The organism is Janibacter sp. Y6 (assembly GCF_040900765.1).
GTDB lineage: Bacteria > Actinomycetota > Actinomycetes > Actinomycetales > Dermatophilaceae > Marihabitans > Marihabitans melonis.
In genome coordinates, this window is the sequence record NZ_JAKLYZ010000008.1 from 49,169 (window position 1) to 75,144 (window position 25,976).

Here is a 25,976-nt window from a genome sequence, read left to right on the forward strand (position 1 = left end):
TGTAAATCGTTTACGTTGCTCGTGTGCACAGCGACGTCACGGTGATCTCCCCGACCGAGGGGCGCAACCCCGCCACGGTGGGGCTCGACACGATGAGCACCCTCGCGCTCCTCGAGGCCCTCAACGCCCAGGACGCGATGGTGGCCCCCGCGGTCGCGCAGACCCTCCCCGAGCTCTCCGTGCTCGTCGACTCCGCGGTCGCCGCGATCCGCGCGGGCGGGCGGGTCCACTACGTCGGTGCCGGCACCTCCGGCCGGCTCGGCGTCCTCGACGCCGCCGAGCTGCGCCCCACCTTCAACGCCCCCGACGGCATGGTCGTCGCCCATCACGCCGGCGGCCCGTCGGCCCTGCTGCGCGCGGTCGAGAACGTCGAGGACGACGTCGAGCAGGGGGCGGCCGACCTCGCCGGGGCCACCGGTCGCGACGTCGTCATCGGCCTCACCGCCTCCGGACGCACCCCGTACGTCGCCGGCGCGCTGCGCCGGGCCCGCGAGGTCGGCGCCGTCACCGCCCTGGTGACCTCGAACCCCCAGGCCGAGCTCGCCCCCTTCGTCGACCACGTCGTCGCCCCCGACACCGGGCCCGAGGCCCTCTCCGGGTCGACCCGGCTCAAGGCGGGCACGGCGCTCAAGCTCGTGCTCAACGCCTTCTCGACGGCCGTCATGGTCCGGCTCGGCCGGACCTGGTCCAACCTCATGGTCGACGTCGTCGCGACGAACGCGAAGCTGCGCGGGCGCCTCGTCGTCATCCTCGTCGAGTCGACCGGCGCCTCGCCCGAGCAGGCCCGCGAGCGTCTCGCCCAGGCCGACGGCGAGCTCAAGCCGGCCCTGCTCTCCCTGCTCGCGGACGTCGACCTGCCGACCGCCCGCGACGCCCTCCACGAGGCCCAGGGCGTGCTCGCCGACGCCCTGCGCCGGCTCGACCCCTCGGCGACCGGCCCCGCAGCGGGCCCCACGACGACGTCCGGCGCGGCCGCGACGGGCACCACGGACAGCATCACTAGGAACGGAGACACGCCATGATCGGTCAGCGCGGACGGGCCCTGGCTCTCGCGACCACCCTCGGTCTGGGGATCGGCCTCGCCGGCTGCGCCCCCTCGAGCTCGGAGAGCGGCAGCGGCAGCGGCGGCGAAGGGGGCGAGACGACGCTGACCGTGTGGTCGTGGCGCGTCGAGGACCAGGCGGCCTACGAGAAGATCTTCGACGCCTACGAGGCGAAGAACGAGGGCGTGACCGTCGACTTCAAGACCTTCAAGGCCACGGAGTACAACAAGATCCTCGCGACCGGCCTCTCGGGCTCGGACGGCCCGGACGTGCCGCAGGTGCGCTCCTACGGGCAGCTGCAGCCGACGATCGCCTCCGGCTCCCTCGTCCCCCTCGACGACGAGATCGACCTCGAGGGCTGGGACGACAACGCCGTGGCGAGCGCGAAGGGGACCGACGGCTCCCTGTACTCCGTGCCGCTCGCGACCCAGACGGTCCAGATGTTCTACAACAAGGGTCTGCTGGAGGAGAAGGGCCTCGAGGTCCCCACGTCGTGGGAGGACTTCGTCGCGATGAACGACGCGCTCCTGGCGGACGAGATCACCCCGATCGCCGTCGGGGCGAAGGACGACTGGACCCTGCCGATCGTCCACGAGGTGCTCGCCGCGCCGCGCTTCGGCGGGGCGGACTTCCAGGACGCCGTGGCCACCGGCGAGAAGGACTTCACCGACCCAGACTGGGTCGCCTCGGTCCAGGTGGTCGGCGACCTCAAGAAGTACATGCCCAAGGACGTCACCGGTCTGGCCGCGACCGACGCCCAGACGATGTTCACCTCCGAGCAGGCCGCGATGATCCCCGGCGGGTCCTTCGACCTCGCCGTGCTGCAGAAGGGCAACCCGGAGATGGAGATCGGCACCTTCCAGGTGCCCGCGCCCCCCGGCTCGCCCGAGGGCTCGGAGCCGACGACCGCCGGCTGGTCCGACGGCAACTTCGCGGTGTCGAAGAAGTCCGAGCACCAGGAGGCGGCCATGGAGCTCGTGCGCTGGATGGCGACGAAGGAGTTCGGCCAGATGGTCGCCGACGAGGTCAAGCAGCTCTCCGCCGTCCCCGGCGTCACCTACGGCGATCCCGTGCTCGGCGAGATGGCGAAGAGCTACGAGGCCAACCCCTCGCCGTACCTGCTGCTCACCGACTTCCGCTACGGCTCGCCCGCCGGCACCGACCTGCTCGGCACCGGGATCCAGGAGATGCTCCTCGGCGACAAGGACGCGACCCAGGTCAGCTCCGAGCTCGACAAGGGCGTGAAGTCCTGGTTCGAGCCGACGAAGAAGTGATCGCGGCCCCCGTCGCCGCGCGCGTGCGTCGCCTCCTCGGGAGCGCCCGATGAGGCGACGCACCTCGCTGCTCTTCGTCACCCCCGCCCTGCTCGTCTTCGGCGTCTTCGTCCTCTACCCGATGGTCACGGCCTTCTCCTACGCCTTCTACTCGTGGGAGGGGACGCGGCAGGTCGGCTTCGCGGGGATCACGAACTTCCAGGCGCTCGTCACCAGGGAGCCCTTCCGCACCGACCTGCCCCGCGCGCTGTCGCACAACCTCATCTTCTTCGCCGGGACGATGCTGCTGCAGAACACCGTCGGTCTGGGGATCGCCGTGCTCCTGCACACCCGTGAGCGCACCCGGCGCATGCTCCAGACCCTCTACGCCATGCCCTACCTCGTCAGCCCGATCGTCATCGGCTACCTGTGGACCCTGCTGCTCTCGCCGGCCTTCGGACCGGTCAACACGCTCCTCGACGCGGTGGGTCTGGAGAGCTGGGCGCGGCCCTGGCTCGGTGACCCCGACACGGCCCTGTGGGTCGTCGTGCTCGTCAGCGTGTGGCAGTGGATCGGCTTCCCGGTGCTGCTCTACGGCGCGGCGCTCGGCGGCATCCCCGAGGAGCTCGGCGAGGCGGCACGCGTCGACGGCGCGAGCCACTGGCAGGCCTTCCGCAAGGTGACCCTGCCCCTCCTCGTGCCGGCCATCGGCACGGTGAGCGTGCTGACCTTCATCTTCGCGATGGAGGCCTTCGCCCTGCCGTACGCCTTCGGCGGGTCGACGGGCAGCCCGGCGCGCTCGACCGACTTCGTCTCGTTGCTCTTCTACCGCACGGCCTTCGACTCCGGCGCGACGGACTCGATCGGCACCTCCTCGGCGCTGGCGACCGTGCTCTTCCTCGTGATCTTCGGCGGGGCGATGCTCGCGACGTCGGTCCTGCGCCGGCACGAGCGGAGGATGCGCGCATGAGGGGCCGCGCCGTCGGGGGCCCCGTGGCGTCGGTCCTGCTGTGGACCTACGCCGCCCTGGCCCTGCTGCCGCTCGTCATCATGCTGCTCAGCAGCTTCCGCACGAACGGCGACCTCATCCGCGACCCCATCGGGATCCCGTGGCCGCTGTCCGTCGAGAGCTACAAGGAGGCGTGGACCACCGGCAGCTTCGCGACGTACTTCGGCAACAGCCTCGCCGTGACCATCGGCGCGGTCGTCGTCTCGACGACGGTGAGCACGATGGCCGCCTACGGGCTGGCGCGCTCGCGCTCGCGGGTCATGCAGGCCGTCGAGTCGCTCTTCATCTCCGGCCTCATGCTGCCGATCCACCTCGCGCTGCTGCCGATCTTCTACCTCTTCGACTCGGTGGGGCTCGTCGACTCCCGTCTCGGCCTGTCGCTCATGTACGGCGCGTCGGGCATCCCCTTCTCGATCTTCGTCCTCACGACCTTCTTCCGGCAGCTGCCCGAGGAGCTCGAGGAGGCCGCGCGGCTCGACGGGGCGAACGCCTGGCAGACCTTCTGGCGGATCATGGTGCCGCTCGTCAAGCCCGCCGTGGCCACCGTCGCGGTCTTCCGCTTCGTGCCGATCTGGAACGACTTCCTCTTCCCGCTGGTACTCCTGCGCGACGAGGCGAAGTACACGCTCCCGGTCGGCCTGACCCAGTTCTTCGGCGAGAACGCGACGAACTTCGCCGCGGTCTTCGCCGGGCTGGTCATCACGACGGTGCCGCTCATCATCCTCTTCCTCGTCGCGACGAAGCAGATCGTCGCCGGCTTGACCGCCGGCATGAGCAAGTGATCCGCTGCGCGCCATGAGGTGCCTCGCGGTCGACGTCGGCGGCTCCGGCCTGCGGGTGACGTGGGCGGGGGAGCGCCCCGGACCGGTGGGCCGGTCCGGGGGAGTGCGGCTCGGCCCGACGGGGATCGACTCGGCCGACCTCGTCGAGCGCGCCCTGTCGCTCGCCGGCGAGGTCGACGACGGACGGGGCGAAGGGGTGGACCGCCTCGTGTGGTCGACCCGGGGTCTCATGCTCCAGGACCCCGGGCCGCTGCGGGAGATGCTCGTCGCGCGCACCGGCTGCGGGCACGTCGCGATCGTCAGCGACGCCGTCGGCTCGCTCGTCGGTGCTCTCGGAGCGGTCGAGCCGGGCGCGGTCGTCGCCGCCGGCACGGGTGCGGTCGCCTTCGCGACAGACCTCGACGCGACCTGGCGCCGGGTGGACGGCTGGGGGCACGTGCTCGGCGACGAGGGCTCCTCGGCATGGCTCGGGCTGGCCGGGATGCGTGCGGCGCTGCGTGCGGTCGACGACCGGCCCGGGGGCTCGCGCGCACTGCTCGACGCCGCCCGAGAGCTGCTCGGGGACCCCGCGACCTGGCCCCGCCAGACGATGACCGGACCCCACGCCCCGGCGCTGCTCGGCTCGATGGCGCCGGCCGTCACGGCTGCGGCGGACGGGGGTGACGAGGTCGCGGCCGAGCTGTGCGCCCGGGCCGGCACCGCGCTCGCCTGCTCGCTCCTCGACGCGGCGGCCGGGCTGCCCGACGTGCCCCTCACGGCTGTGGGCGGGCTGCTCGGCGCCGCCCGGGTCCGCGCCGCCCTCGAGGAGGAGGTGGCGCGTCACGGACGGGTCCTGCGACCGGCCGACGGTGACGCCCTCGACGGGGCGCGGCTGCTCGCCCTTCGCTGGCGGACGCACCAGCTGCCGCACCACGAGGTGCACCTGCGCTCCGCGGGCGCGCCCCCCGCCCAGGTGGCACGATCGGGGTCGTGACGACGACGCGGACCTCGTGGGCGGCCCGGTGCGCCGCGGCCATCCTCGTGGCCACGGCGGCCCTCGGCGCGACCGCGTCGGCGGGCCGGGCGGTGGAGGACGTCCCCTGGACGGGGCAGACCTGCGAGGCGGCCTTCGTCAGCCGGCACGCGGTGAGCGTCCTGCTCGAGGACGACGTCTACGGCCATCCCGCCGTCCTCGTGCCCGAGGCGCTCGTGACGAGCGACGTCGACTGGCAGACCAAGGCGCGCAAGCGCGACCACCGGCTCGCGCGCTCGGTGACGACGCGCACCGGTGAGCACGAGCTGCGGCCTGGGCGTGTCCTCTCGGTGATGATCCCGTGCGCCCTCACCCGCAGCTGGGTGACGCCGGCGGGGATGCTCGCCCGCTCGACGCTCTACGTCTCGGCGACCGGCGGCTCCGCGGCCACCCCGGTGTGGGGTCGGGACCTCTACCCGACCTCCTCGCTGGGGGTCGTCAAGGTCGCGACGACACCCCGCGGCGACGCGCTCTACGAGATCGGCTGAGCCCGCCCTGGAGGACGCCCGGGCTCGATTCGGTCGCGACGCGAGGGTCGGGTACCCTCCCCGGTGGAGGATTCGCATAGTGGCCTAGTGCGCACGATTGGAAATCGTGTTGGGGATGAAACCCCTCATGGGTTCAAATCCCATATCCTCCGCCACCAGCTCCCCGAGCCCCTCCAGGGCCGGGGAGCTCTTCGTTGCCCGGGCCTGGCCGTCTCGCTCAGGCCGCGCGGGCCCGCCGTCCCCGCAGCCGCACGAGCGCGAGCAGCGTGCCGCCGGCGACGAGGCCCCAGAAGGCGCCGCCGATCCCGGCGATGCTCACCCCCGACGCGGCGACCGCGAGGGTGAGGGCCGCGGCCTCGCGGTGCTCGGTCGGCCCGAGGGCGGCCGCGCCGGAGGCGGCGAGCGTGCCTAGCAGGGCGAGCCCGGCGATCGACTCGAGCAGCCCGGCGGGGGAGGCGGAGGCGACGGCGACGACGAAGGGGGTCAGCGCCCCGCACACGAGATAGGTCACGCCGCACGCCACACCGGCGGGCCAGCGTCGACGGGGGTCTGGCCCGGCCTCGGGGCCTGCGGCCAGGGCGGCGGAGATCGCCGCGAGGTTGATGGCGTGGGCGCCGAAGGGCGCGGCCGCCGCCGTCGCGACGCCGGCGTAGAGGAGCGGCGGGCGCGGGTCGGGCTCGTAGCCGAAGGAGCGGAGCACGGCCAGGCCGGGCAGGTTCTGGCTCGTCGTCGTGACGACGACGAGCGGCACGGCGATGGCGAGCAGGGCGCCCGGGTCGAGCACCGGGGTGGTCCAGGTGAGCACCGGGGCGAGGTCGTGCAGGCCGAGGTCGCCGGGCGACCCGGCGACGAGCACGACGACGACCGCGGCGACGAGGGCCAGGGGCACCGCCCATCGGCGCACGAGCACGAGGGCGAGCGCCCACACCACGACGACGGGGGCGATGACGGCCGGGTCGGCGGCGAGGGCGCGGAAGGGGGCGACGCACAGGACGAGCAGCACCCCGGCGAGCATCGCGCTCGCGAGCTCGGTGGGGATCGCCGCGACGAGCCGGGCCAGCGGGCGCACGAGGGCGAGCAGCGCGAGCAGCAGGCCGGTGGCGAGGAAGGCCCCGACGGCTGCCGGCCACCCGCCCGCCGGGACGGCCGCGCTGGCCAGGAGGGCGGCCCCCGGGGTCGACCAGGCGAGGGTGATCGGCATCCGGGTGCGCCAGCTGAAGACGACGCAGCCCAGCCCCATCGTCAGCGAGAGCAGGGTGAGGCCGGAGGTCGCCTCGGCGGGGCTCGCGCCGACCGCGCGGAGACCGGCGAGGACGACGGCGAAGGAGCTCGTGTAGCCCACGAGCCCGCAGACGACGCCGGCCACGAGGGCGTGGCTGCGCGCGGTCTCGGTGGCCTCGTCGGCGGGTGCGGTGCCGGTCATGCGGGCAGTCTCGCGCGTGCGGCGCGGGGGAGGGGCGCACGTCCGGCAGCCCGTCCGCCCGGTCGTGCGCCCGGCCGACGATCAGTCGAACACTTGTTCGACCGGGTGTGGGAGCATCGGGCGATGAGCAGGGCGCGGTGGCACGAGCAGTGGCCCCCGCAGCGCCCCCGGCACGTGTGGGTCCGCCCCTCCGGCGAGCCGGGGGCGCAGCCGCGCCAGGGGCTGCTCCTGCGGTGGGAGCGAGACCGCCCGCGGGGCAGGTGGCTCGCGCTCGTCGTGGTCGTCGACGGGGGCGAGCTGCGCCTCGTCGTCGTCGCCGCCGACCGCCTCGCCCCGGTCGAGTCCGACCCGAACCGCGTGCTCTCGCGAGACGCTGCCGTGGTGCGCGGCCTGCGCCGACCGGGCCGGTGACCGGGCGTGCCGGCCCGGGTGGGTGGTGGATCCTGGCGACGAAAAACGTGGGCCGAGGGGGTCCCGCACGACAGCCGTCCTGTCCTATCTTTGTCCAATCCTTTCGTGGGTGCTCACGAGCCGACCTGCGGCGGGACCCTCCCCCCGGGAGCAGGTGGGCCCGTGGCTCGACACGGGCCCACCTGCTCCGCGGTCAGCCCCGGGCAGGGGCGACGTCAACCACCCAGGTGACCCGAAGCGGTCGGTGAGCATCCCGAAGCCGGGGCTCCACGCGGACTCGGCGAGGGGCTCGATCACCTCGGCTCCCTGCACGAGCGCCTCCCAGCACGTCGTGATCTCCTCGAGCGTGCCGCCGCGCACCGACTGGAAGAACGTGCGGTCGGTGACGGTCGCCCCGTCCTCGCGCGTCGTCGTGCCCGCCGTCGGCGCGACGTCGGTGCTGTCCTGCCCGGGGATGTCTTACGCCATGAGCCGCACGGGCCCGTCGAGCTGGCCGAAGACGACCTTGTCGGCGCCAGGTGCCCCTACCGGCATCCCCGTGTCGGCGTACGTCGCACGGGTGACCTCGCCGCCGAAGACCTCCTGGTAGAAGTCGAGGGCCTGGCTCGCGGTGCCCCGGAAGTTGAGATGGGTCGTGGTGGTGAGGGTCATGCCCGTCCTCCGTCTGGTCGTGGTGGCGGCGACCTGCCGCCGAGGACGACGGTGCCAGGGGTAGAGGTCAGATCCGGTCCGCTACCTGCGCGAGGATGGCGTCATGACCGCGAGCCCCTCTCGGATGCTGTCCCTGCTCTCGCTGCTCCAGACCCGTCGCGACTGGTCGGGGCAGGCGCTCGCCGAGCGGCTGGGCGTCACCCCTCGCACGGTGCGCCGCGACGTCACCCGGCTGCGCGACCTCGGCTACCGCATCTCCGCGACGAAGGGGCCGGACGGGGGATACCGCCTCGCAGCGGGCTCTCAGATGCCGCCGCTGCTCCTCGACGACGAGCAGGCCGTGGCCGTCGCCGTGGCCCTGCGCGCCGCCGCCACGACGGGCGTCGACCTCGAGGAGGCCGCGGCCCGCGCGCTCGCGACGGTGCAGCAGGTGATGCCCGCGCGGCTGCGCCACCGGGTGGAGGGCATCCGCTTCGACGGTGTCGGGCCGGGTGCGCAGGTCGCGCCCGCGGTGCTCGAGGCGGTGAGCGTGGCCGTGCGGGAGCAGCGGGTCCTGCGGATGCGGTACCGGGGTGCGCAGGAGACCCGGCACGTCGAGCCGCACGCCGTCGTCGTGCGGGCGAGCCGCTGGTACCTCGTCGCGTGGGACCTCGACGTGGCCGACTGGCGCATCTTCCGTCTCGACCACCTCGAGCCACGCTCACCGGCGGGCGCTCGCTTCGCGCCGCGCGCGATCCCCACCGGCGACGCCTCGACCTTCGTCCAGGCCCGGGCGAAGGGGGCGCAGACCGAGGACGTCTGGCCGTGCAGCGGGCAGGTCCTCGTCGACCTGCCGCTGGCCGCGGTGGCCCGGTGGGCGGGCGACGGGCAGGTCGAAGCGGTGTCGCCGACACGCACACTGCTCACCGTCGGGTCGTGGTCGTGGACGGGTCTGCTGGCCCACGTCCTGAAGTTCGACGCCCCCTTCGCCGTCGTCGGTCCCGAGCCGCTGCGGCTCGCCGCGGCCGAGCTCTCCGGGCGCCTCGCGAGCGCGTCCTCGCCGCCCTGAGCGCCCCCCTTCGCGAAGGGGGTCCGCTCAGCTCTTCGGGACCGGAGGGCCGACGAGGAGCAGGACCGCGGTCACCGCGGCGATGCCGACGAGCGCGACGACGAGACCCAGGAGGGGGCGCGCCAGCGCGGCGGCGAGGACCCGCTCGGGGGCGGAGGTCGGGCGCTGGCCGCCCGCCCCGAGCCGCCACTGCTGCCCGACGAGGTGGTCGCGCTCGACGCGGCGCTCGAACCACAGGGTGAGCCACGGCGGGATCGCACTCGCGAGCGCCGTGAGGGCGGTCCGGGGGCTCCACCGCTGGTCGACCCACAGGGCCACGCAGGTGAGGACGTAGGCGATGAAGACGACGCCGTGGAGCATCCCGCCGACGCGCACGCCGAGCTCGGTGGTCTTCGTGACGTACTTGAGCACCATCCCGACGACGAGGAGGGTCCACGTCACCGCCTCGGCGGTCGCGACGATCCGGAAGAGGCGCAGGGGAGAGGGCAGGTGCACGCCCCCATCCTCCCGGACCGCCCCTGGCCGACGGCGGCTGGGTCCTCGCGGCCCGCTCGGGTTAGAGTGGGCGCGGCACCCCACGTGGTGGTACCTCACTGAACTCCCCCAGGGCGGGAACGCAGCAAGGGCAGGTGAGCTCTTCCAGGTACGTGGGGTGTCTTCTCATGTCCGGGGACGTCCGCCGGGGGCTCCGGTGGGTCACGTCACCCTGGGCGGAGCCCGAAGGGGGAGCGCGTCACCGCGCGACATCGCCGCGCGGCGCCTAGTTTCTCCCCTATGACGGCTCTCGCGTCGGGAGCCAGCGCTCTCCGGCCCCTCGACTCCCCGGCGCGGCCCCGGTACCTGCCGCTGTGGTCCTGGCCGGTCGTCGCGCTGCTCGTCGTCGTGGCCGGTGTCGTGGGGGTCGGCCTCGCCCCGCAGGGCAGCCGCGTCGCGGTCTGGTGGCCGGCTGCCGGGATCGCCGTCCTCTTCCTCGTGCTCACGCAGCCCCGGCGCCGGTGGGCGGGGCTGCTCCTCGTCCTCGGCGCCACGGCTCTGGCGAACGCGATCGGCGGGCGCCCGCCCCTGGCCGCCCTGTGCTTCGGGGTGGCCAACGCGGCGGAGGCCTTCGTGGTGACGGCGTTGCTCGCCCGTCGCGGCCGGCCGCGCTTCGAGCTGCGCAGCCTCGCCTCGGCGATCTACTTCTGCCTCGCCGTCATCGCCGGCGCCGTCGTCGTCGGCCTCCTCGCGGGCGCGACCATCGCCGGGCTGGAGGACGGGGCCTTCTGGTCCACGGCGGCCTACGTCGCCGCGTCCCATGCCGCGGCAGTCGTCATGATCGCCCCCTTCGCCCTCTTCCCGCGGCGGGTGCCGGTGCGGGCCGGCCCGCTCGAGCTCGCGCTGCACGTCGTCGCCCTCGCAGCGGTCATCGCCCTCGTCTTCCGCGACGGGGCGGACCTGCCGCTGGCCTTCCTGCCCTACCCGGTGCTGGCGTGGGCGGCCTTCCGTTTCCCCGTCCGGGTCGTCGCCGTGCAGACGCTGCTCGCGTCGTGCGCCATCCTCGCGCTCACCATCGCCGGCGGCGGGCCCTTCAACCACGAGGGGCTCGACCTCGCCGTGCGCGCCGCGCTCGCCGAGACCTTCCTCGTGACCTTCGCGGGCTTCTCCGTCGTCATCAGCGCCGCCCAGTACGAGCTGCGCGACACGACCCGTCGGCTCGCCGCGACCTCGCGGCTGCTCTCGGGCAGCCTCCTCGAGGCATCGGTCGGGCTGGCCATCGCGCAGCGGCGTGCAGACGGCCGCGTGCGGGTCGGGTGGTCGAACCCGACGGCGGCGGCCCTCGTGGGCGAGGGCGCCGAGAGGTCCTGGCAGGGCCCGCTCGCCGACGCCGCGGACGAGGCCCTGCGCTCCGGCGAGCCCGTGACGGTCGAGCTCGACGAGCGCACCCTCACCGTCGCCGCCAACCTCGTCCCCGACGAGCCCGACCACTTCTCCGTCCAGCTCGTCGACGTGACGGAGCCGCTGCGGATGCAGGCGGCGACGCTGGCCGCCGAGCAGGAGCAGCAGGCCGCCCGGGTCACCCGGGCGGACCTCGAGCGCCAGCGCGAGGACTTCGTCGCCACGACGAGCCACGAGCTGCGCACCCCCATCGCGAGCATCGTCGGCTACGTCGAGCTCCTCGAGGACTCGCCGCGGCTGACCGACCGGGAGCGCGGGTGGCTCGAGGTCGTCACGCGCAACGCCGACCGGCTCTCGGCCCTCGTCGAGGACCTGCTCGCCATCGGGCAGATCGCGGCCGACCGCGACGGGGTCGAGCCCCGGGAGATCGAGCTCGGGCCCTTCGTCACCGAGGTGCTCGGCAACGTCCGGGTGCTCGCCGACCGCAAGGAGATAACGCTCGACGTCGCCGGGTGCGCGGGGACGGCGCACGCGGATCCCGACGACCTCACGAGGATGCTCACCAACCTCCTGGCCAACGCGGTGAAGTTCACCCCGCCCCGGGGGAGGGTGACGACCCGCACCGTCGAGCACGAGGACGGCACGGTGGGCGTCGTCGTCAGCGACACCGGGCCCGGCATGGCACCCGACGAGCTCGAGCACGCCTTCGACCGCTTCTACCGCGCCCCGGTGGCCGAGCGGGACGCGGTGCCGGGCACCGGGCTCGGGCTGGCGATCGTCTCCGAGCTGGCGGCCCGCAACCACGGCTCTGTCGCGCTCGTGTCGCCCGAGGGCGGCGGGCTCGTCGCCACGCTGACCCTTCCCGGTCGAGCTGGCGCGGGGGTGCCTGAAACGGGGTGACGCTGGCCCGTCCTCGGGGGTCCCTGCTCGTTAGCGTGGCAGATCACGAGGTGGCCGACCGGCCACCCAGGACGGAGCAGGTCATGACATGGGTCCTCATCGGGCTGGCGATCCTCGCCGTGCTCGTCATCATCGGGTTCGTCGTCTCCAGCGCGAAGAAGAAGCAAGCCGAGTCCAAGCGTCACGAGGCAGCCCGCATCCGGGCCCGGGCCGCGGACCAGGAGATCGACCTGCGCGAGCAGCAGGCCGCTGCCGCGCACACCCAGGCCCAGGCCCAGGCGGCTCGCGCCGACGCCGAGCTCAAGGCTGCGGAGGCCGAGCGCCAGCGCGTCGAGGCCGAGCGTCTCGAGGGGCGCGCCGCCGACGAGGGCGACCGTCACTCGGTGCTGCAGGAGGCGCGCGACGAGGAGCTGCGTCGGGCCGACGCCCTCGACCCGGACGTCCGCACCGACAAGCACGGCAACCGCGTCGACGACGGGGTCGCCGACGAGCGTCACGACGGCGACCGCGACGGCGACGGCTACCGCGACGGGGTCGTCGAGAGCGAGGACTCCTACGCCGACTCCTCCCCCGACCGCCGCGACGACCGCCGCGCGACGGGGGCCGGCGCGACCGCTGCTGCGGGCACGACGGGCGCGGCTGCGGGCACGAGCGGCGCTGCGACCAGCGAGTCCGGGCCCGACACCTGGACCGCCGACCACGAGCAGCGCGTCGACGGCCCGCCGGTGCAGGACGGCCCGCCGCCGCCCGCGACTCATGACGTGCCCCCGCCGGTGCAGGACGGCCCGCCGCCGCCCCCGCCCGCCCAGGGCGAGGCGCCGCCGCCCCCGCGCGAGGAGGGCTACGACGTCACCCGCACGAGCGACGCGACGGCTCCCTCGGGCACCCCCGCGGACCACGACCTCGGCCGCGACGAGCACGGCCGGCACGCGGTCGACGGTCACGACGACCGCGGTCTCGGCGGGCGCATCAAGGACGGCGTCGACGACCTGCGCCACCGGGACGACGGCACGCCCCGCTGATCCCCCTTCGCCCTCGGCCCGCCGCCCACCCGCGGCGGGCCGAGGCACGTCCGGGGCTAGGTGGGCCCACCCCCCGGTCCTGCGGCACGATGGCCCCACCAGCGACGCGGCGCACCGCCGCAAGGAGGCACGGATGAAGATCGGCATCATCGTCGGCAGCACCCGACCGGGTCGGCTCGGCGCCCAGGTGGCGCAGTGGGCCTACGACACCGGGCAGGCCGCCGACCTCGGAGACGTCGAGCTCGAGCTCGTCGACCTCGCCGACTACGACCTCGACCTGCTCGACGACCCGGCCGTGCCCGGTGGCGCGAAGCGGCAGTACGCGAGCGAGAAGACGCGTCGGTGGAGCGAGAAGATCGACTCGCTCGACGCCTTCGTCTTCGTCACCCCCGAGTACAACCACGGGGTGCCCGCCGCCCTGAAGAACGCGGTCGACGTCATCTGGCCGGAGTGGAACCACAAGGCCGCGGGCGTGCTCGCGTACGGCTACGACGGCGGCACGCGTGCGGTCGAGCAGTGGCGCACGATCCTCCCGGCGGTCCACGTGCACGTCGTGCGCTCGCAGCTCTCGCTGTCGCTGCACGGCGACTTCGAGGACGAGCAGACCTTCGTGCCGGCGGAGCGCCGCGCGAAGGAGCTGCGCATCCTGCTCAAGGCCGTCGCCAAGCTCGGCGCGGCCGTCTCCACGCTGCGTGCATGAGCCCGCGGCGCTGACGGCCCGCCCGGATAGCCTCGCCCTGTGAGCACCGCCCTCTACCGCCGCTACCGGCCCGAGACCTTCGCCGACGTCATCGGGCAGGAGCAGGTCACCGAGCCGCTCATGCAGGCGCTGCGCACCGGCCGGGTCAACCACGCCTACCTCTTCTCTGGCCCGCGCGGCTGCGGCAAGACGACGAGCGCGCGCATCCTCGCCCGCTGCCTCAACTGCGAGCAGGGCCCGACTCCTGAGCCGTGCGGCGAGTGCGACAGCTGCGTCGCGCTCGCCCGCGGGGGAGCGGGCACCGTCGACGTCATCGAGATCGACGCGGCGAGCCACGGCGGCGTCGACGACGCCCGTGACCTGCGCGAGCGGGCGTCCTTCGGGCCGGCGCAGAGCCGCTACAAGATCTACATCATCGACGAGGCGCACATGGTGACGCCGCAGGGCTTCAACGCCCTGCTGAAGATCGTCGAGGAGCCCCCGGAGCACGTGAAGTTCATCTTCGCGACGACCGAGCCCGAGAAGGTCATCGGCACGATCCGCAGCCGGACCCACCACTACCCCTTCCGCCTCGTGCCGCCGGCCCGGCTGCAGGACTACCTCGAGCACCTCTGCGAGCGCGAAGGGGTCCGGGTCGAGCCCGGCGTCCTGTCCTTCGTCGTGCGCTCCGGCGGCGGCTCCGTGCGCGACTCGCTGTCGGTGCTCGACCAGCTCATCGCCGGCTCCGGCCCCGAGGGTCTGACCTACGAGGGCGCCTCCTCGCTGCTCGGCTTCACCGACGTCGAGCTGCTCGACGCCGTCGTCACCGCCTTCGGCGCGGGCGACGCGGGGGCGGTCTTCCGCCACCTCCACGACGTCATCGAGACCGGTCTGGACCCGCGCCGCTTCGTCGAGGACCTCCTCGAGCGCCTCCGTGACCTCATCGTCGTTCTCGCCGCGCCCGAGGGCGCACGGGCGATCCTGCGCGGGCTGCCCGAGGACCAGGTCGAGCGCATGCGCACCCAGGCCGCGGCCTTCGGCGGCGCGTCGCTCACCCGGGCGGCCTCGATCGTCAACGAGGGCCTCACCGAGATGTCCGGGGCGACCTCGCCGCGGCTGCAGCTCGAGCTCATCGCCGCCCGGGTGCTCCTGCCCGGGGCCGCGGGGGAGAGCGGCTACGCCGCGCGGCTCGACCGCCTCGAGCGTCGGATGGACGTCGGCGGGGTCCCGACCCAGGCGAAGGGGGATGCCCCCTCCCCGGTCGTCGCAGCCGTCCCGCCGGCTCCGGAGCCCGAGCGGGCACCGCAGCAGGAGGCAGCGCCGCAGCGCGCCCCCGAGCCGCAGCGTCGGCCCGAGCCACAGCGCGCCCCCGAGCCGCAGCGTGCCCCCGAACCGCAGCGCCAGCCCGACGGCCAGCAGACGGAGCGTCGGCCGGAGCCGCAGCGTCAGCCCGAGCCCCACCAGCCGGAGCAGCGGCGCGACCCCGAGCGACCCGCCGCCGCGCGCGAGAGCGCACCCGCGGCCGCTGCGGCGCCCCCGGCCGCCACATCCCAGGCGCCCGACACCCCGACGCCGGGCACGATCGACGTCGAGGCGCTGCGCCGGTCGTGGCCCGACGTCCTCGGCCGGATCTACCAGATGCGCCGCGCGACGTGGACCTTCCTGTCCGAGCACGGCCAGGTGCTCACCTACGACGGCCGACGGCTCGTCATCGGCATCAGCACGGTCGGCCTGGCCAACGCCTTCCGCGCCGGCTCGCACGCCGACGTCGTGCGTCAGGCCCTCATCGACGCGCTCGGCGTCGAGGCCATGGTCGAGGGCATCCCGACCCCCGAGGGCTCCCCGCCGGTGCAGGCCACGCCGCCGCCGTCGAGCGGCGGGTCCGGCCTCGGCCCGGCGCCGACGCCGGCCCCGGCCCGCGCGGCCGAGCGACCCGCGGGGCAGGACCCCGCACCGTCCCGCGCCCCGTCGGCCGACCTCGGCGTCCCCTCGTCGGCACCCGTCACGGACGGTCGTCCCGACTGGTCGAGCGCTCCCGCCGACCCCTCGTCGGCACCGAGCTGGGCGACGTCCGACCCCTTCGGCCCCGGTGGCGGTGCGCCCGCGCCCGCCCGTGACGACTCGCCCGCCCCCGACCCGACCTCGGGCGCCTCGTCGCCGGTCGGCGTCGAGACGCGCGAGGAGGTCTCCGAGGCCGCTCACGCGCCGCGCCCGCCGCTGCGCCGGGGTGCGCTCGACGAGTACGGCGTGAGCGAGGACGACGAGGACATCGTCGAGGCGGGCGACGCCGGGCCCGCGGTCGTCGAGCGGATCCTCGGCGGCACGGTCATCCGCGAGGACCAAGCCTGACGGGCGGTGCGAGTAGGTCGCGCCCGTCTTCGGGCGTAGGGTCGCTGACGTGTACGAAGGCGTGGTCCAGGACCTGATCGACGAGCTCGGCCGCCTCCCCGGCGTCGGGCCCAAGAGCGCGCAGCGGATCGCCTTCCACCTCCTGCAGTCCGACCCGCAGGACGTCGCCCGGCTCGTCCAGGCCCTCACCGAGGTCAAGGCCAAGGTGTCCTTCTGCGAGACGTGCGGCAACGTCGCCGAGGGCACCCAGTGCCGGATCTGCGCCGACCCGCGCCGCGACCAGAGCGCGATCTGCGTCGTCGAGGAGCCCAAGGACGTCGTCGCCATCGAGCGCACCCGCGAGTTCCGCGGTCGCTACCACGTGCTCGGCGGGGCGATCAGCCCGCTCGACGGCATCGGGCCCGACGACCTGCGCCTGCCCCAGCTCATGGCGCGGCTCTCCGGCGGTGAGATCGGGGAGATCATCATCGCCACCGACCCCAACCTCGAGGGCGAGGCCACCGCGGCCTACCTCGCCCGGCTGCTGCAGCCCTTCGACCTGCGGGTGACGCGCCTGGCCTCCGGCCTGCCCGTCGGCGGCGACCTCGAGTACGCCGACGAGGTGACCCTCGGCCGCGCCTTCGAGGGGAGGAAGCTGCTCAATGCCTGAGACCCCCGACCCCACCCGGCTGCTCGCCGACGAGTGCGCCGTCGAGGCACGCACCTTCGTCGAGACCGTCGCCGGTGTCGCCTCCGGGGCCGCCCCGGAGTCCGCGATCCCGTTGCTCCTGCTCGCGACGAGCCAGATCCAGCTCATGGGTGCGCGGCTCGGCGCGATCGCCGACGTCCTGCCAGCCGAGCGCTTCGAGCCCGACATCGCCGAGTCCGAGGTCGAGCCGCTGCGCGAGGGCATCGGGCGCCTCTTCGACGGGCTCGACTCCTACGTCGACCTGCAGGACCCCGTCACCTCCGTCGAGGTGACCTCGGGCAGCCTCGCCGACGACCTCGCGATCGTCACCGAGTCCCTCACCCATGGCCTGGCCCACCACGCCGCCGGCCGCACGACCGAGGCGCTCTGGTGGTGGCAGTTCAGCTATCTCTCCGCGTGGGGCGAGCGCGCCGCGATGGCTGTCCGCGTCCTCCACGGACTGCTCGCGCACGTGCGCCTCGACGCCGACGCCGACGAGGTCGCCGAGGCGGAGTTCGACGCCCTCCACTCCTGACCCCTTCGCCCGGGGTCACAGCTTTCCCGCCCAGGGCGGGAAAGTTCGACCTCGGGAAGGAACATTGCCTTCCCGAAGTCGAAGCTTCTTTCCCGATGTGGTCGTCAGGCCCCCCGAAGGGGGATGCCGGGCGGCTCGGTGCGCCGGTGCCCCGTTCGCCTTGCCCGGTGCCACACCTTTCCCGCCCTGGGCGGGAAAGTTCGACCTCGGGAAGGAACATTGCCTTCCCGAGGTCGAAGCTTCCTTCCCGAAGTGGTCGCCAGGCGGCCGAAGGGGAGTCCGGGCGGGTCGGTGAGCCGCAGGCCCCCTTCGCCCGGCCCCGGGTCAGGCGATGCGGGTGCCCGACGGCAGCCGGCGCACGGGGGTGCGGGTGCGCTGCACGGCGACCGCGGTCGCGCCCCCGCCGATGAGCACGAGGAAGGCGATGCCGAAGGGCCAGACCGGCCCGGCGTCGTCCGCGCCCTCGGTGAGCGGGTCGGCCGGCATGGCGTCACCGGTCCAGCACTCGTCGATCGTCTCCTGTGGCCCGGCCTTGGCCAGCCGAGCGCCCTGGGAGATCCAGCGCAGCGGCGTGAAGCCGCTCATCCCCTCGGCCTCGTCGTCGCCCTGCGGGGCCGCGTCGGCGACGATGACGAAGGGGTTGAGGGCGAGCACTGGCCAGATCCGCTCGGTGTGGACCGTCTCGCGGACCTCGGTGCGCGTGGTGCACCGGGGCTGCGTGTCGGACACGCTGCCCTCGGTGACGTAGTCGACGCCGTAGACCTGACGCTCCTCCTCGCCGGAGACGAGGAAGGCGAGCATCCCGAAGACGATCGTCGTGAGGAAGCACAGGCCCGCCACCGTGAGGTAGGTGAGGACCGCCGAGCCGACGGGCCGCGCGGTGAGGGTGCTGAACATCAGGCCGAGGGCGCACACGACGGCGAGCACGACGACGATGACGACGAGGGAGCGCAGCGCGCTGAGCAGGTCGACCCCGCCCTTGACGTAGCCGAAGAGCAGGAAGGGCAGCGCGGTGGCGAGGAAGGCGAGGGCGATGAGCCACGCGGCGAGCAGCTTGCCCAGGACGATGTCGGCCGCGCTGAGCAGGGTCGTCTGCAGCGTCGCGAGGACGCCCTGGTCGCGGTCGCCGTTGACCGACGTCGACGTGAGGGCGGGCATGACGAGCATGCCGAGCCCGAGGACGAAGAAGAGGACGACGTCGTAGACGGTCGAGCCGAGCTGCTCGTCGCCGGCCTTGCGCAGCCCCAGCCACGACAGCCCGGTGACGCCGGCGATGACGCACACCCACGCGACGAGCACGACGACCCAGCGGGCGCCGCGCACACGCTGGAGCAGCTCGAGGCGGGCGATGGTGAGGACTCCGTGGACGCTCATCGGCGGTCCTCCGTGACGGCGAGGTAGGCGGCCTCGAGGGCGCCCTGGGCGGGGGCGAAGGCGGTGAGCGGCACGTCGGCGCGCACGAGCCGGCGCAGGAGGTCGGTCGCGGCGCCCTCGCCGGCGACGTGCACCTCGACGCCGGTGCCGGCCCGGGTGCTGCGCACCCCGAGCTCGGTGAGCGCGGACATGAGCGCGGCGGGGTCGGACGACGCGAGCCGGTAGGCCGTCGACGTGGTCGCGGGGGAGAGGGTCTGCCCCTCGATCGTGCGGCCGCGCGCGACGATGACCGCCCGGTCGGCGATCTCCTGCAGCTCGGTGAGGATGTGGCTGCTCACGAGGATGGTCCGGCCCTGCGCGGCGAGGTCGCGCATGATGTCGCGCAGCTCGATCCGGCTGCGGGGGTCCAGGCCGTTGGCCGGCTCGTCGAGGACGAGCACGGACGGGTCGTTGACGAGCGCGCGGGCCAGGCCGAGGCGCTGCTTCTGGCCGCGGGAGAGCACGCGGGCCGGGCGGTCGGCGAGGTCGTCGAGGTGGACGAGCCGCAGGAGGTCGGCGATCCGCTGCTGGGCGGCGGTGCCGCGCAGCCCGTAGGCGCTGGCGATGATCTCGAGGACCTCGCGCACCTTGAGGGCGTCCCACGTGCCGAAGCCGTCGGGCATCCAGCCCAGCCGGGCCCGGACCTCACGAGGCTGGGTCACCGGGTCGTAGCCGTCGACGCGCACGCTGCCGCTGTCGGGCACGAGGAGGGTCGCGAGCATGAGCATGAGGGTCGTCTTGCCCGACCCGTTGGGGCCGATGAGCGCGGTGATCTCGCCCGGCCTCGCGTGCAACGTCATGTCCTCGACGGCGAGCACCTGGCCGAAGGCTCGGCGCACCCCCTGGACGACGACCCCGCCGACCGGCGGCCCGCTCCCCGGCCCGGGCGCGCCCGGACCCCCTGACATCCCCACCTGCTGCGTCATGGTGGGCAGGCTAGCCCGCGCGGTCCCCCTTCGCTGAGACGCCGACCGGCGCCTGCGCGCCACCGACTACCCTGGGCTGCGGTCCTCGCCCGGTCCCGACCGGGCGTCCTGCCTCGTCCTGTCAGGAGTGTGTGGTGAGTCTGGTCGTCCAGAAGTACGGCGGGTCCTCCCTGTCCGATGCCGAGAGCATCAAGCGGGTGGCCCGTCGCATCGTCGACGCGCGCAAGGCCGGTCACGACGTGTGCGTCGTGGTCTCGGCGATGGGCGACACCACCGACGACCTCCTCGACCTCGCCAACGAGGTGAGCCCGCTCCCGCCCGCGCGCGAGATGGACATGCTGCTCACCGCGGGCGAGCGGATCTCGATGGCCCTCGTCGCGATGGCGATCGCCAACCTCGGCAGCACGGTGCGCTCCTTCACCGGCTCGCAGGCCGGCGTCATCACCGACGACACCCACGGCAAGGCGCGGATCATCGACGTCACGCCGGGTCGGATCACCTCCGCGATCGCCGAGGGGCACATCGTCATCGTCGCCGGCTTCCAGGGCGTGAGCCAGGGGAGCAAGGAGATCACGACTCTCGGCCGCGGCGGCTCGGACACGACCGCCGTCGCCCTCGCCGCGGCGCTCGACGCCGACGTCTGCGAGATCTACACCGACGTCGACGGCGTCTACACCGCCGACCCCCGGATCGTCCCCGCCGCCCGTCAGATCGGCCACATCTCCCACGAGGAGATGCTCGAGCTGGCGGCGTCCGGCGCGAAGATCCTGCACCTGCGGTGCGTCGAGTACGCGCGCCGCTTCGACATGCCCATCCACGTGCGCAGCTCCTTCTCCCATCAGGAGGGCACGTGGGTCGGTGGTAGCAACCCCGAAGGAGACAGCGTGGAAGACCCGATCATCGGCGGCGTGGCGCACGACCGCAGCGAGGCCAAGATCACCGTCGTCGGCGTGCCCGACAGCCCCGGCAAGGCGAGCGAGATCTTCCAGGCCGTCGCCGACGCGCAGATCAACATCGACATGATCGTGCAGAACGTCTCCGCGACCGAGACCGGGCTGACCGACATCTCCTTCACCCTGCCGAGCACCGACGGCCAGACCGCGATCCAGGCGCTCACCCGCCTGCAGGAGGGCGTCGGCTTCACCCAGCTGCAGTACGACGACCAGATCGGCAAGGTCAGCCTCGTCGGCGCCGGGATGCGCACCCACCCGGGCGTCTCCGCGACCTTCTTCCGCGCTCTCGCCCAGGCCGGGATCAACATCGAGATGATCTCCACCTCCGAGATCCGCATCTCCGTCGTCACCCGCGGTGACCAGCTCGACGAGGCCGTCCGCGCGGTCCACAGCGCCTTCGGGCTCGACTCCAGCCAGGGAGAGGCGGTCGTCTACGGCGGCACCGGCCGCTGAGACCCGCATGACGACCTCGCCCCCCGACGCGCACACCCACGACCGCCCCACGCTGGCGGTCGTGGGCGCGACCGGGCGGTTCGCGCGGGCGCTCGTGGCCGCGATGGCGCTGCACGACGACCCGTGGGGCGAGATCCGGCTGCTCTCCCCGCGGCTGACGACGAGCACCCTGCCCGTCCGTGGGCGTGAGCAGCAGATCGACGTGCTCACCGAGCGCTCCTTCGACGGCGTCGACATCGCGCTCTTCAACCTGCCGACCGAGCAGACCCGGCCGTGGTCGCGCTGCGCGGTCGCAGCCGGCGCGACCGTCGTCGACGCCAGCGGCGCGCACCGTCTCGACGACGACGTGCCGCTCGTCGTGCCGGGCATCAACGACGCCGCGCTCGCCCACCGCCCCACCGGGGTCGTCGCGATCCCGGGCCCGATCACCTGGGCGCTCGTCGACGCGGCCCACGTCCTCCACCGGGCGTGGGAGCTGCAGCTGCTCACCGTCACCGGCCTCATCGCCGCCGACAGCCGGGCCGAAGGGGGAGTCTCGCGCCTGCGCTCGGAGCTCTCGGCGCTCGCCGACGCGCCGAAGGTGGGCCTGTCGCCGGGTGACGTCCGGGCGGCCACGAGCGACCTGCCGCCGACATCGCCCTTCCCCGCGCCGCTGGGGATGAACGTCATCCCGTGGGTGGGCCGTCCGGCCGGCGACGGCTGGACGACGGCGGAGCGCGCCCTCGAGGCGGAGATCCGCAAGATCCTCGACATCCCCCACGTGCCGGTCATCGCCACGCTCGTGCAGGTGCCGGTCGTCTCGGCGCACTCGATGTCGATCCACGCCCGGCTCGCCCGACCGGTCCACCCGGACAAGGTCGCCCGGGTCTTCACCGAGGCGCCGGCGCTCGTCGTCGTCGACACCCCTGTCGGGGGTGAGGTGCCGACCCCGGTCGACGTCGTCGGGATCGACCCGCGCTTCGTCGGGCGGATCCGCCAGCCGGAGGGCCTGCGGCACAACGTCGAGCTCTTCCTCAGCTCGGACACGGTGCGCCGCGGCGCGGGGGCGATGCTCGACATCGCCGGTCAGCTCGCGGGGACCGGGTCACCGGCGTGACCGCCCGCCGGTCGTGACCGATCGGTGACCCCGACGTCAGCAACCGGACACCTGCCTGCGGCGTCATGAGCGGGAGAGGGCCGGTCAGCGATGCCCTCTTGTGACAAATGTGACTCATGTGACGACTGTGGTTCGTGTGACAATCTGGGGGACAGCTGATGACCGGGCGTGAGGAGCTCGAGATGGCCGATGGGGACGGGCGCTGGACTTCACGTCCGGCGGCGGGGTACGAGGTGCTGCGCGTCGACGAGCTCGACGACGACACCCGACGGGTGCTCGCGCGGCGACGACGTCGGCGAGCGATCCTCTTCGTCACCCTCCCCGGGCTGCTCCTCGGCACCGCGACGGTGGCCGCTGCCTACAGCGCGAACCTCATCGGCGCGCCCGAGCCCGTGTGCATCCCCGAGCGGGTCGAGGCCCCGCAGCGCGACTCCTTCGAGATCGACCTGCAGAACTCCAACAGCACCGCGGGCCTGGCCCGCGACGTCGGCCGCACCCTCGAGGAGCGCGGCTTCGTCATCGCCGACATCGGCAACGCCGACGACCGCGTCTACGTCAAGAGCGCCGCGACGATCTACTACGGGCCGGACAGCCGCGACAACGCGCTGCTCGTGCAGCAGCAGATCCCCGGCTCGAAGATGTGGTCCGACGGCCGCGGCGGCAAGGACGTGCAGGTCGTCCTCGGCTACGGCTACAAGGACCTCAAGGACGAGCCGGAGCCCCCGCCGCCCGCGCCGAGCGAGATCCGCGTGTCGGTCTACAACACGACCTTCCGCGAGGGGCTGGCGGCGGACGTCGCCGCCGACCTGCGCTCACGAGGCTTCCGCACCGGCGAGACCGGCAACGACCCCTCGGGCGCCTTCCTGCCCGAGGAGGCCGCGATCATCCGGTACGGCCCGGACGGCCAGAAGGCCGCGAAGCGCCTGGCCGACCACGTCGAGGGCGCCGAGCTGCAGCGCGTCGAGGGTCGCAAGGGCATGAGCGTCGACCTCGTGCTCGGCAATGAATACAGTGACCTCGTCCCCGCCAGCGACATCCCCGAGGTCACGCCCTACGTGCGACCCGCGGACCACATCGAGAGGCCCTGCGAAGCCCGATGACAGTGCAGACCGTTGCCATGCTCACCGCGGGCGGTCTCGCCCCATGCCTGTCCTCAGCAGTCGGCGGCCTCGTCGAGAGGTACACCGAGATCGCGCCGGACGTCCGCATCATCGGCTACCTCGACGGCTACGCCGGCCTGCTCACCGGACGCTCCGTCGAGGTGAGCGAGCAGGCCCGCCGTGAGGCCTCACGCCTGCACCACCTCGGCGGGACGCCCCTCGGCAACAGCCGGGTCAAGCTGACCAACGTCGAGGACGCGGTGCGCCGCGGGCTCGTGCCCGAGGGCTCCGACCCGCTGCAGGTGGCCGCCGAGCAGCTCGCCGCGGACGGCGTCGACGTGCTCCACACGATCGGCGGCGACGACACGAGCACGACGGCGGCGGACCTCGCGGCCTACCTGCACGAGCACGGCCACGAGATGCGCGTCGTCGGGCTGCCGAAGACCATCGACAACGACATCGTCCCGGTGCGGCAGAGCCTCGGGGCGTGGACGGCGGCGGAGCAGGGTGCGATCTTCGCGCGCAACGTCGTCGCCGAGACCTCGTCGAACCCGCGGATGCTCGTCATCCACGAGGTGATGGGTCGGCACTCCGGCTGGCTCACCGCCGAGACCGCCCGGCGCTACCACGCGTGGGTCGCCGAGCAGGACTGGGCGCCCGCGATGGGGGCCGACCGCCGACGCTTCGACGTGCACGCGGTCTACGTGCCCGAGCGGCACGTCGACCTCGCCGCGGAGGCCGAGCGGCTCCGCGCGACGATGGACGAGATCGGCTGCGTCACCGTCTTCCTCAGCGAGGGTGCGGGCATCGAGGACGTCGTCGCCGACCTCGAGGCCACGGGTGCCGAGGTGCCGCGCGACCCCTTCGGCCACGTCCAGCTCGACAAGGTCAACCCCGGGCAGTGGTTCGCCGGACGTTTCGCCGAGCTCGTCGGCGCCGAGAAGGTCATGGTGCAGAAGTCGGGCTACTTCGCCCGCTCGGCCGCCGCCGGTCCCGAGGACCTCGCGCTCATCCGCGAGTGCGTCGAGCTCGCCGTCGACACCGCCCTGTCCGGGGGCTCCGGGCTCGTCGGCCACGACGAGGAGCGCGGCGGAGAGCTGCGCGCCATCGAGCTCGACCGGGTCGCCGGCGGACGCCCCTTCGACGTGGAGGCGCCGTGGTTCGCCGAGCTGCTCGACGACCTCGGCCAGGTCAGCTGATCCAGCCCCACCGCAGCAGCGAGAAGTCCAGCTCGTGGCCCTTGGTCACGGCGCCGTAGATCTCGACGCGGTCGGCGGTGCGGATGTCGCCGTCGACGGGCGAGGGGGTGAAGTACGTCCCCTTCGAGCCCTCCCGCAGGACGAAGGTGGGCCGCGCCCGCTTGGGGCGGTGCTCCTGCGGCTTCCAGCTCCAGCGGGCGACGGCCTCGCCGTCGCGGGTGAACTCCACGGAGATCTTCTCGACCTGCTCCGGGTGGGGGACCTCGAGCTCGAGACGCACGCCGAGCGTGGGCCGGTGCTCCGGCGGGATGGGGAAGGCCAGGCCGAAGTACTGCGGGCCGGTACGGTCCGGGCGTGGGGTGCCGGTGATGCGCAGACCCCTGACGTCTCCGAGCTCCTCGTCCTCGGAGACGACGTGCTCCGTGCCGAGGTCCATCCGCTTGTTCCAGATGCTCTTGACCTGCTCGAGGTCGTGGGGGTCGACGTTGGTCACCCGGCGGGCCCGGTAGGGGTCCCGCTCCTGGATCGCGGTGGGGTCGGTGACGGCGGCAGCAGCCGCCCGGGCCCGCGGGGAGGGCGCCGTGCCACGTGAGGCGAGGACGAGCACCCACGTGTTGTCGACGGCCTCGACGTGGTGGGCGACGAGCCCGGCGGACTCGATCATCGCGCGCAGCCGCTCGACGCCGAAGATCGCCGTGTGCCCCCAGATGCCCTCGAGGCGCCCGAGGAGGGGCGTGGAGAAGAGGAGGTCGGCGCCGTCGGGCAGGGCGTCGGCGAGGGCCCGCAGGGCCGCCTCGGCGTCGGGGACGTGCTCGATGACCTCGCAGCAGATGACGAGGTCGGAGTCGCCGACCCGCTCGCGGGTGAGGTCGTAGAGGTCGAGCTCGGTGACGTCGGCGCGGTCGCCGAAGCCGTTGACCCCGAGCAGCTCGCGGGTCGTCCGGGCGTACGCAGGCACGAGCTCGCCCCCGCGGTAGCCGCCGACCTGCCCGTCGCGCAGGAGCAGCGTCGCGAGGAAGCCCTTGCCCGTGCCGACCTCGAAGACGCTCTCGCCCGGGGTGATGAAGTCCAGGGTGCGGCGGAAGCGGGTGATGTTCGACGGCGACTCGTACATCGCCCGGAAGGAGCCGAGCAGGCCCTCGTCGGGCGGGGAGACGAACCACTCCTTGGCGCGCGCCCGCTCGGCGTCCCAGCGGTGCGCGAAGAGGCGACGGGCGGCCCCTTCGCGCAGGTCCTCGAGGTGCTGCACGTCCTGCCAGCCCCGGCGCACGGCGGCCCGCTCGTGGGGGTCCTCCGCCTCGCGGGTGGTGATGGTGGTGTCCGTCATGGCCGTCCTCGTCCTCGTGTGGTCGGCTGAGGATATGGCAGAGACCTCGCCGGTGCCTGGGAGGCGCGACGAAGGGGGCGCGCCCGGTGGGGTGGCGACGAGACGAGGAGAGCCCCCGGACCGGTGGTCCGAGGGCTCTCCTCGCAGTGGTCGGGGTGACAGTGTGGAGTCTCACGACATGTGAAAGGCATGTCTCGCGACATGTGAATACTCCGGGACGGCTGCGATACGTAGGTGTCGAAAGCCAAGCTGGTCATCACCGCGATCACCCGGCTGGGTCTGACCCAGGCCGAAGCCGCGCAGCAGTACGGGGTCTCTCAGCCCACCGTGTCACGGTGGATGGCCAGGTACCGAGCCGAGGG

The 25,976-nt window shown here is 73.6% G+C and carries 24 protein-coding genes, 1 tRNA gene, 1 other RNA gene and 1 pseudogene; 21 read left to right on the top strand and 6 right to left on the bottom strand.

Annotated elements, in window-relative coordinates:
• Positions 1-23: 23 nt before the first annotated feature.
• From murQ to L6241_RS15555, 7 genes are all read left to right on the top strand, one after another.
• A complete protein-coding gene (gene murQ, locus L6241_RS15525; RefSeq protein ID WP_368246992.1) occupies positions 24-1,022 on the top strand; it encodes an N-acetylmuramic acid 6-phosphate etherase in 999 nt (332 codons plus the stop codon).
• A complete protein-coding gene (locus tag L6241_RS15530) occupies positions 1,019-2,317 on the top strand; it encodes an ABC transporter substrate-binding protein (protein ID WP_368246993.1) in 1,299 nt (432 codons plus the stop codon). Before murQ ends, L6241_RS15530 begins: the two co-directional genes overlap by 4 nt.
• A 49-nt stretch (positions 2,318-2,366) precedes the next feature.
• Positions 2,367-3,266, top strand: coding sequence for a carbohydrate ABC transporter permease (locus L6241_RS15535; protein WP_123091385.1), 900 nt, complete (start codon positions 2,367-2,369; stop codon positions 3,264-3,266).
• Positions 3,263-4,087, top strand: a complete 825-nt coding sequence (locus L6241_RS15540; protein ID WP_123091384.1) for a carbohydrate ABC transporter permease — start codon at positions 3,263-3,265, stop codon at positions 4,085-4,087. The genes L6241_RS15535 and L6241_RS15540 overlap by 4 nt, the downstream gene beginning before the upstream one ends.
• A 13-nt stretch (positions 4,088-4,100) precedes the next feature.
• A complete protein-coding gene (locus tag L6241_RS15545) occupies positions 4,101-5,060 on the top strand; it encodes an N-acetylglucosamine kinase (protein WP_368246994.1) in 960 nt (319 codons plus the stop codon).
• Positions 5,057-5,587, top strand: a complete 531-nt coding sequence (locus L6241_RS15550; protein ID WP_368246996.1) for a hypothetical protein — start codon at positions 5,057-5,059, stop codon at positions 5,585-5,587. The genes L6241_RS15545 and L6241_RS15550 overlap by 4 nt, the downstream gene beginning before the upstream one ends.
• A gap of 65 nt (positions 5,588-5,652) precedes the next feature.
• Positions 5,653-5,742: transfer RNA gene (locus L6241_RS15555), tRNA-Ser, on the top strand.
• A gap of 62 nt (positions 5,743-5,804) precedes the next feature.
• Here the strand turns inward: L6241_RS15555 and L6241_RS15560 are convergent.
• A complete protein-coding gene (locus tag L6241_RS15560; protein WP_368246997.1) occupies positions 5,805-7,010 on the bottom strand; it encodes a benzoate/H(+) symporter BenE family transporter in 1,206 nt (401 codons plus the stop codon).
• A 123-nt stretch (positions 7,011-7,133) separates the two neighbouring features.
• Here L6241_RS15560 and L6241_RS15565 point away from each other — a divergent pair, with 123 nt between their 5' ends.
• On the top strand, positions 7,134-7,421 hold the full coding sequence (locus tag L6241_RS15565) for a hypothetical protein (RefSeq protein ID WP_148041546.1): 288 nt from the start codon (positions 7,134-7,136) through the stop codon (positions 7,419-7,421).
• Positions 7,422-7,614: 193 nt separating this feature from the next.
• Here L6241_RS15565 and L6241_RS15570 read toward each other — a convergent pair.
• A pseudogene (locus L6241_RS15570) lies at positions 7,615-8,072 on the bottom strand (VOC family protein).
• Positions 8,073-8,175: 103 nt separating this feature from the next.
• On the opposite strand from L6241_RS15570, the gene L6241_RS15575 reads away from it, so the two are divergent.
• Entirely contained in the window at positions 8,176-9,120 is a 945-nt protein-coding gene (locus L6241_RS15575) for a helix-turn-helix transcriptional regulator (RefSeq protein WP_368246998.1), read from the top strand.
• 27 nt (positions 9,121-9,147) lie between these two features.
• Here the strand turns inward: L6241_RS15575 and L6241_RS15580 are convergent, their stop codons facing one another.
• A complete protein-coding gene (locus L6241_RS15580; RefSeq protein WP_123091377.1) occupies positions 9,148-9,615 on the bottom strand; it encodes a DUF3817 domain-containing protein in 468 nt (155 codons plus the stop codon).
• A gap of 71 nt (positions 9,616-9,686) precedes the next feature.
• On the opposite strand from L6241_RS15580, the gene ffs reads away from it, so the two are divergent.
• From ffs to L6241_RS15615, 7 genes are all read left to right on the top strand, one after another.
• An RNA gene (gene ffs, locus L6241_RS15585) (signal recognition particle sRNA small type) lies at positions 9,687-9,783 on the top strand.
• A 111-nt stretch (positions 9,784-9,894) separates the two neighbouring features.
• Positions 9,895-11,895, top strand: coding sequence for an ATP-binding protein (locus tag L6241_RS15590; RefSeq protein WP_368246999.1), 2,001 nt, complete (start codon positions 9,895-9,897; stop codon positions 11,893-11,895).
• Positions 11,896-11,978: 83 nt separating this feature from the next.
• Positions 11,979-12,917 carry a hypothetical protein gene (locus L6241_RS15595; RefSeq protein WP_368247000.1) on the top strand — a complete coding sequence of 313 codons (939 nt, stop codon included), beginning with the start codon at positions 11,979-11,981 and terminating at the stop codon, positions 12,915-12,917.
• Between the two features lie 133 nt (positions 12,918-13,050).
• Positions 13,051-13,617, top strand: a complete 567-nt coding sequence (locus L6241_RS15600; RefSeq protein ID WP_368247001.1) for an NADPH-dependent FMN reductase — start codon at positions 13,051-13,053, stop codon at positions 13,615-13,617.
• A 39-nt stretch (positions 13,618-13,656) separates the two neighbouring features.
• The gene (locus L6241_RS15605; RefSeq protein WP_368247002.1) at positions 13,657-15,945 is read left to right on the top strand and encodes a DNA polymerase III subunit gamma and tau; all 2,289 of its coding nucleotides are present in this window, start codon (positions 13,657-13,659) and stop codon (positions 15,943-15,945) included.
• Positions 15,946-15,994: 49 nt separating this feature from the next.
• Positions 15,995-16,594 carry a recombination mediator RecR gene (recR, locus tag L6241_RS15610; protein WP_068272833.1) on the top strand — a complete coding sequence of 200 codons (600 nt, stop codon included), beginning with the start codon at positions 15,995-15,997 and terminating at the stop codon, positions 16,592-16,594.
• Positions 16,587-17,147, top strand: a complete 561-nt coding sequence (locus tag L6241_RS15615; RefSeq protein WP_368247003.1) for a DUF5063 domain-containing protein — start codon at positions 16,587-16,589, stop codon at positions 17,145-17,147. The genes recR and L6241_RS15615 overlap by 8 nt, the downstream gene beginning before the upstream one ends.
• A 324-nt stretch (positions 17,148-17,471) precedes the next feature.
• Here L6241_RS15615 and L6241_RS15620 read toward each other — a convergent pair whose 3' ends face one another.
• Positions 17,472-18,521: an ABC transporter permease gene (locus tag L6241_RS15620; protein ID WP_368247004.1), complete on the bottom strand. Its 1,050-nt coding sequence runs from the start codon at positions 18,519-18,521 to the stop codon at positions 17,472-17,474.
• Positions 18,518-19,486 (bottom strand): ABC transporter ATP-binding protein, encoded by a 969-nt coding sequence (locus L6241_RS15625; RefSeq protein WP_225212738.1) that lies wholly within the window; start codon positions 19,484-19,486, stop codon positions 18,518-18,520. Before L6241_RS15625 ends, L6241_RS15620 begins: the two co-directional genes overlap by 4 nt.
• 134 nt (positions 19,487-19,620) lie before the next feature.
• On the opposite strand from L6241_RS15625, the gene L6241_RS15630 reads away from it, so the two are divergent.
• From L6241_RS15630 to L6241_RS15645, 4 genes are all read left to right on the top strand, one after another.
• On the top strand, positions 19,621-20,892 hold the full coding sequence (locus L6241_RS15630; RefSeq protein WP_068272844.1) for an aspartate kinase: 1,272 nt from the start codon (positions 19,621-19,623) through the stop codon (positions 20,890-20,892).
• Positions 20,893-20,899: 7 nt separating this feature from the next.
• The gene (locus tag L6241_RS15635; RefSeq protein WP_368247005.1) at positions 20,900-21,988 is read left to right on the top strand and encodes an aspartate-semialdehyde dehydrogenase; all 1,089 of its coding nucleotides are present in this window, start codon (positions 20,900-20,902) and stop codon (positions 21,986-21,988) included.
• A 158-nt stretch (positions 21,989-22,146) separates the two neighbouring features.
• On the top strand, positions 22,147-23,088 hold the full coding sequence (locus tag L6241_RS15640) for a LytR C-terminal domain-containing protein (protein WP_368247006.1): 942 nt from the start codon (positions 22,147-22,149) through the stop codon (positions 23,086-23,088).
• Positions 23,085-24,287: a pyrophosphate--fructose-6-phosphate 1-phosphotransferase gene (locus tag L6241_RS15645; protein ID WP_368247007.1), complete on the top strand. Its 1,203-nt coding sequence runs from the start codon at positions 23,085-23,087 to the stop codon at positions 24,285-24,287. The genes L6241_RS15640 and L6241_RS15645 overlap by 4 nt, the downstream gene beginning before the upstream one ends.
• Here the strand turns inward: L6241_RS15645 and L6241_RS15650 are convergent.
• Positions 24,280-25,614 carry a methyltransferase domain-containing protein gene (locus tag L6241_RS15650; RefSeq protein ID WP_368247008.1) on the bottom strand — a complete coding sequence of 445 codons (1,335 nt, stop codon included), beginning with the start codon at positions 25,612-25,614 and terminating at the stop codon, positions 24,280-24,282. The genes L6241_RS15645 and L6241_RS15650 overlap by 8 nt on opposite strands.
• A 234-nt stretch (positions 25,615-25,848) precedes the next feature.
• Between L6241_RS15650 and L6241_RS15655 the strand changes: the two genes are divergently transcribed.
• Positions 25,849-25,976, top strand: a 128-nt coding sequence (locus L6241_RS15655; RefSeq protein ID WP_368247010.1) for a helix-turn-helix domain-containing protein, incomplete at its 3' end; no start/stop codon positions are given.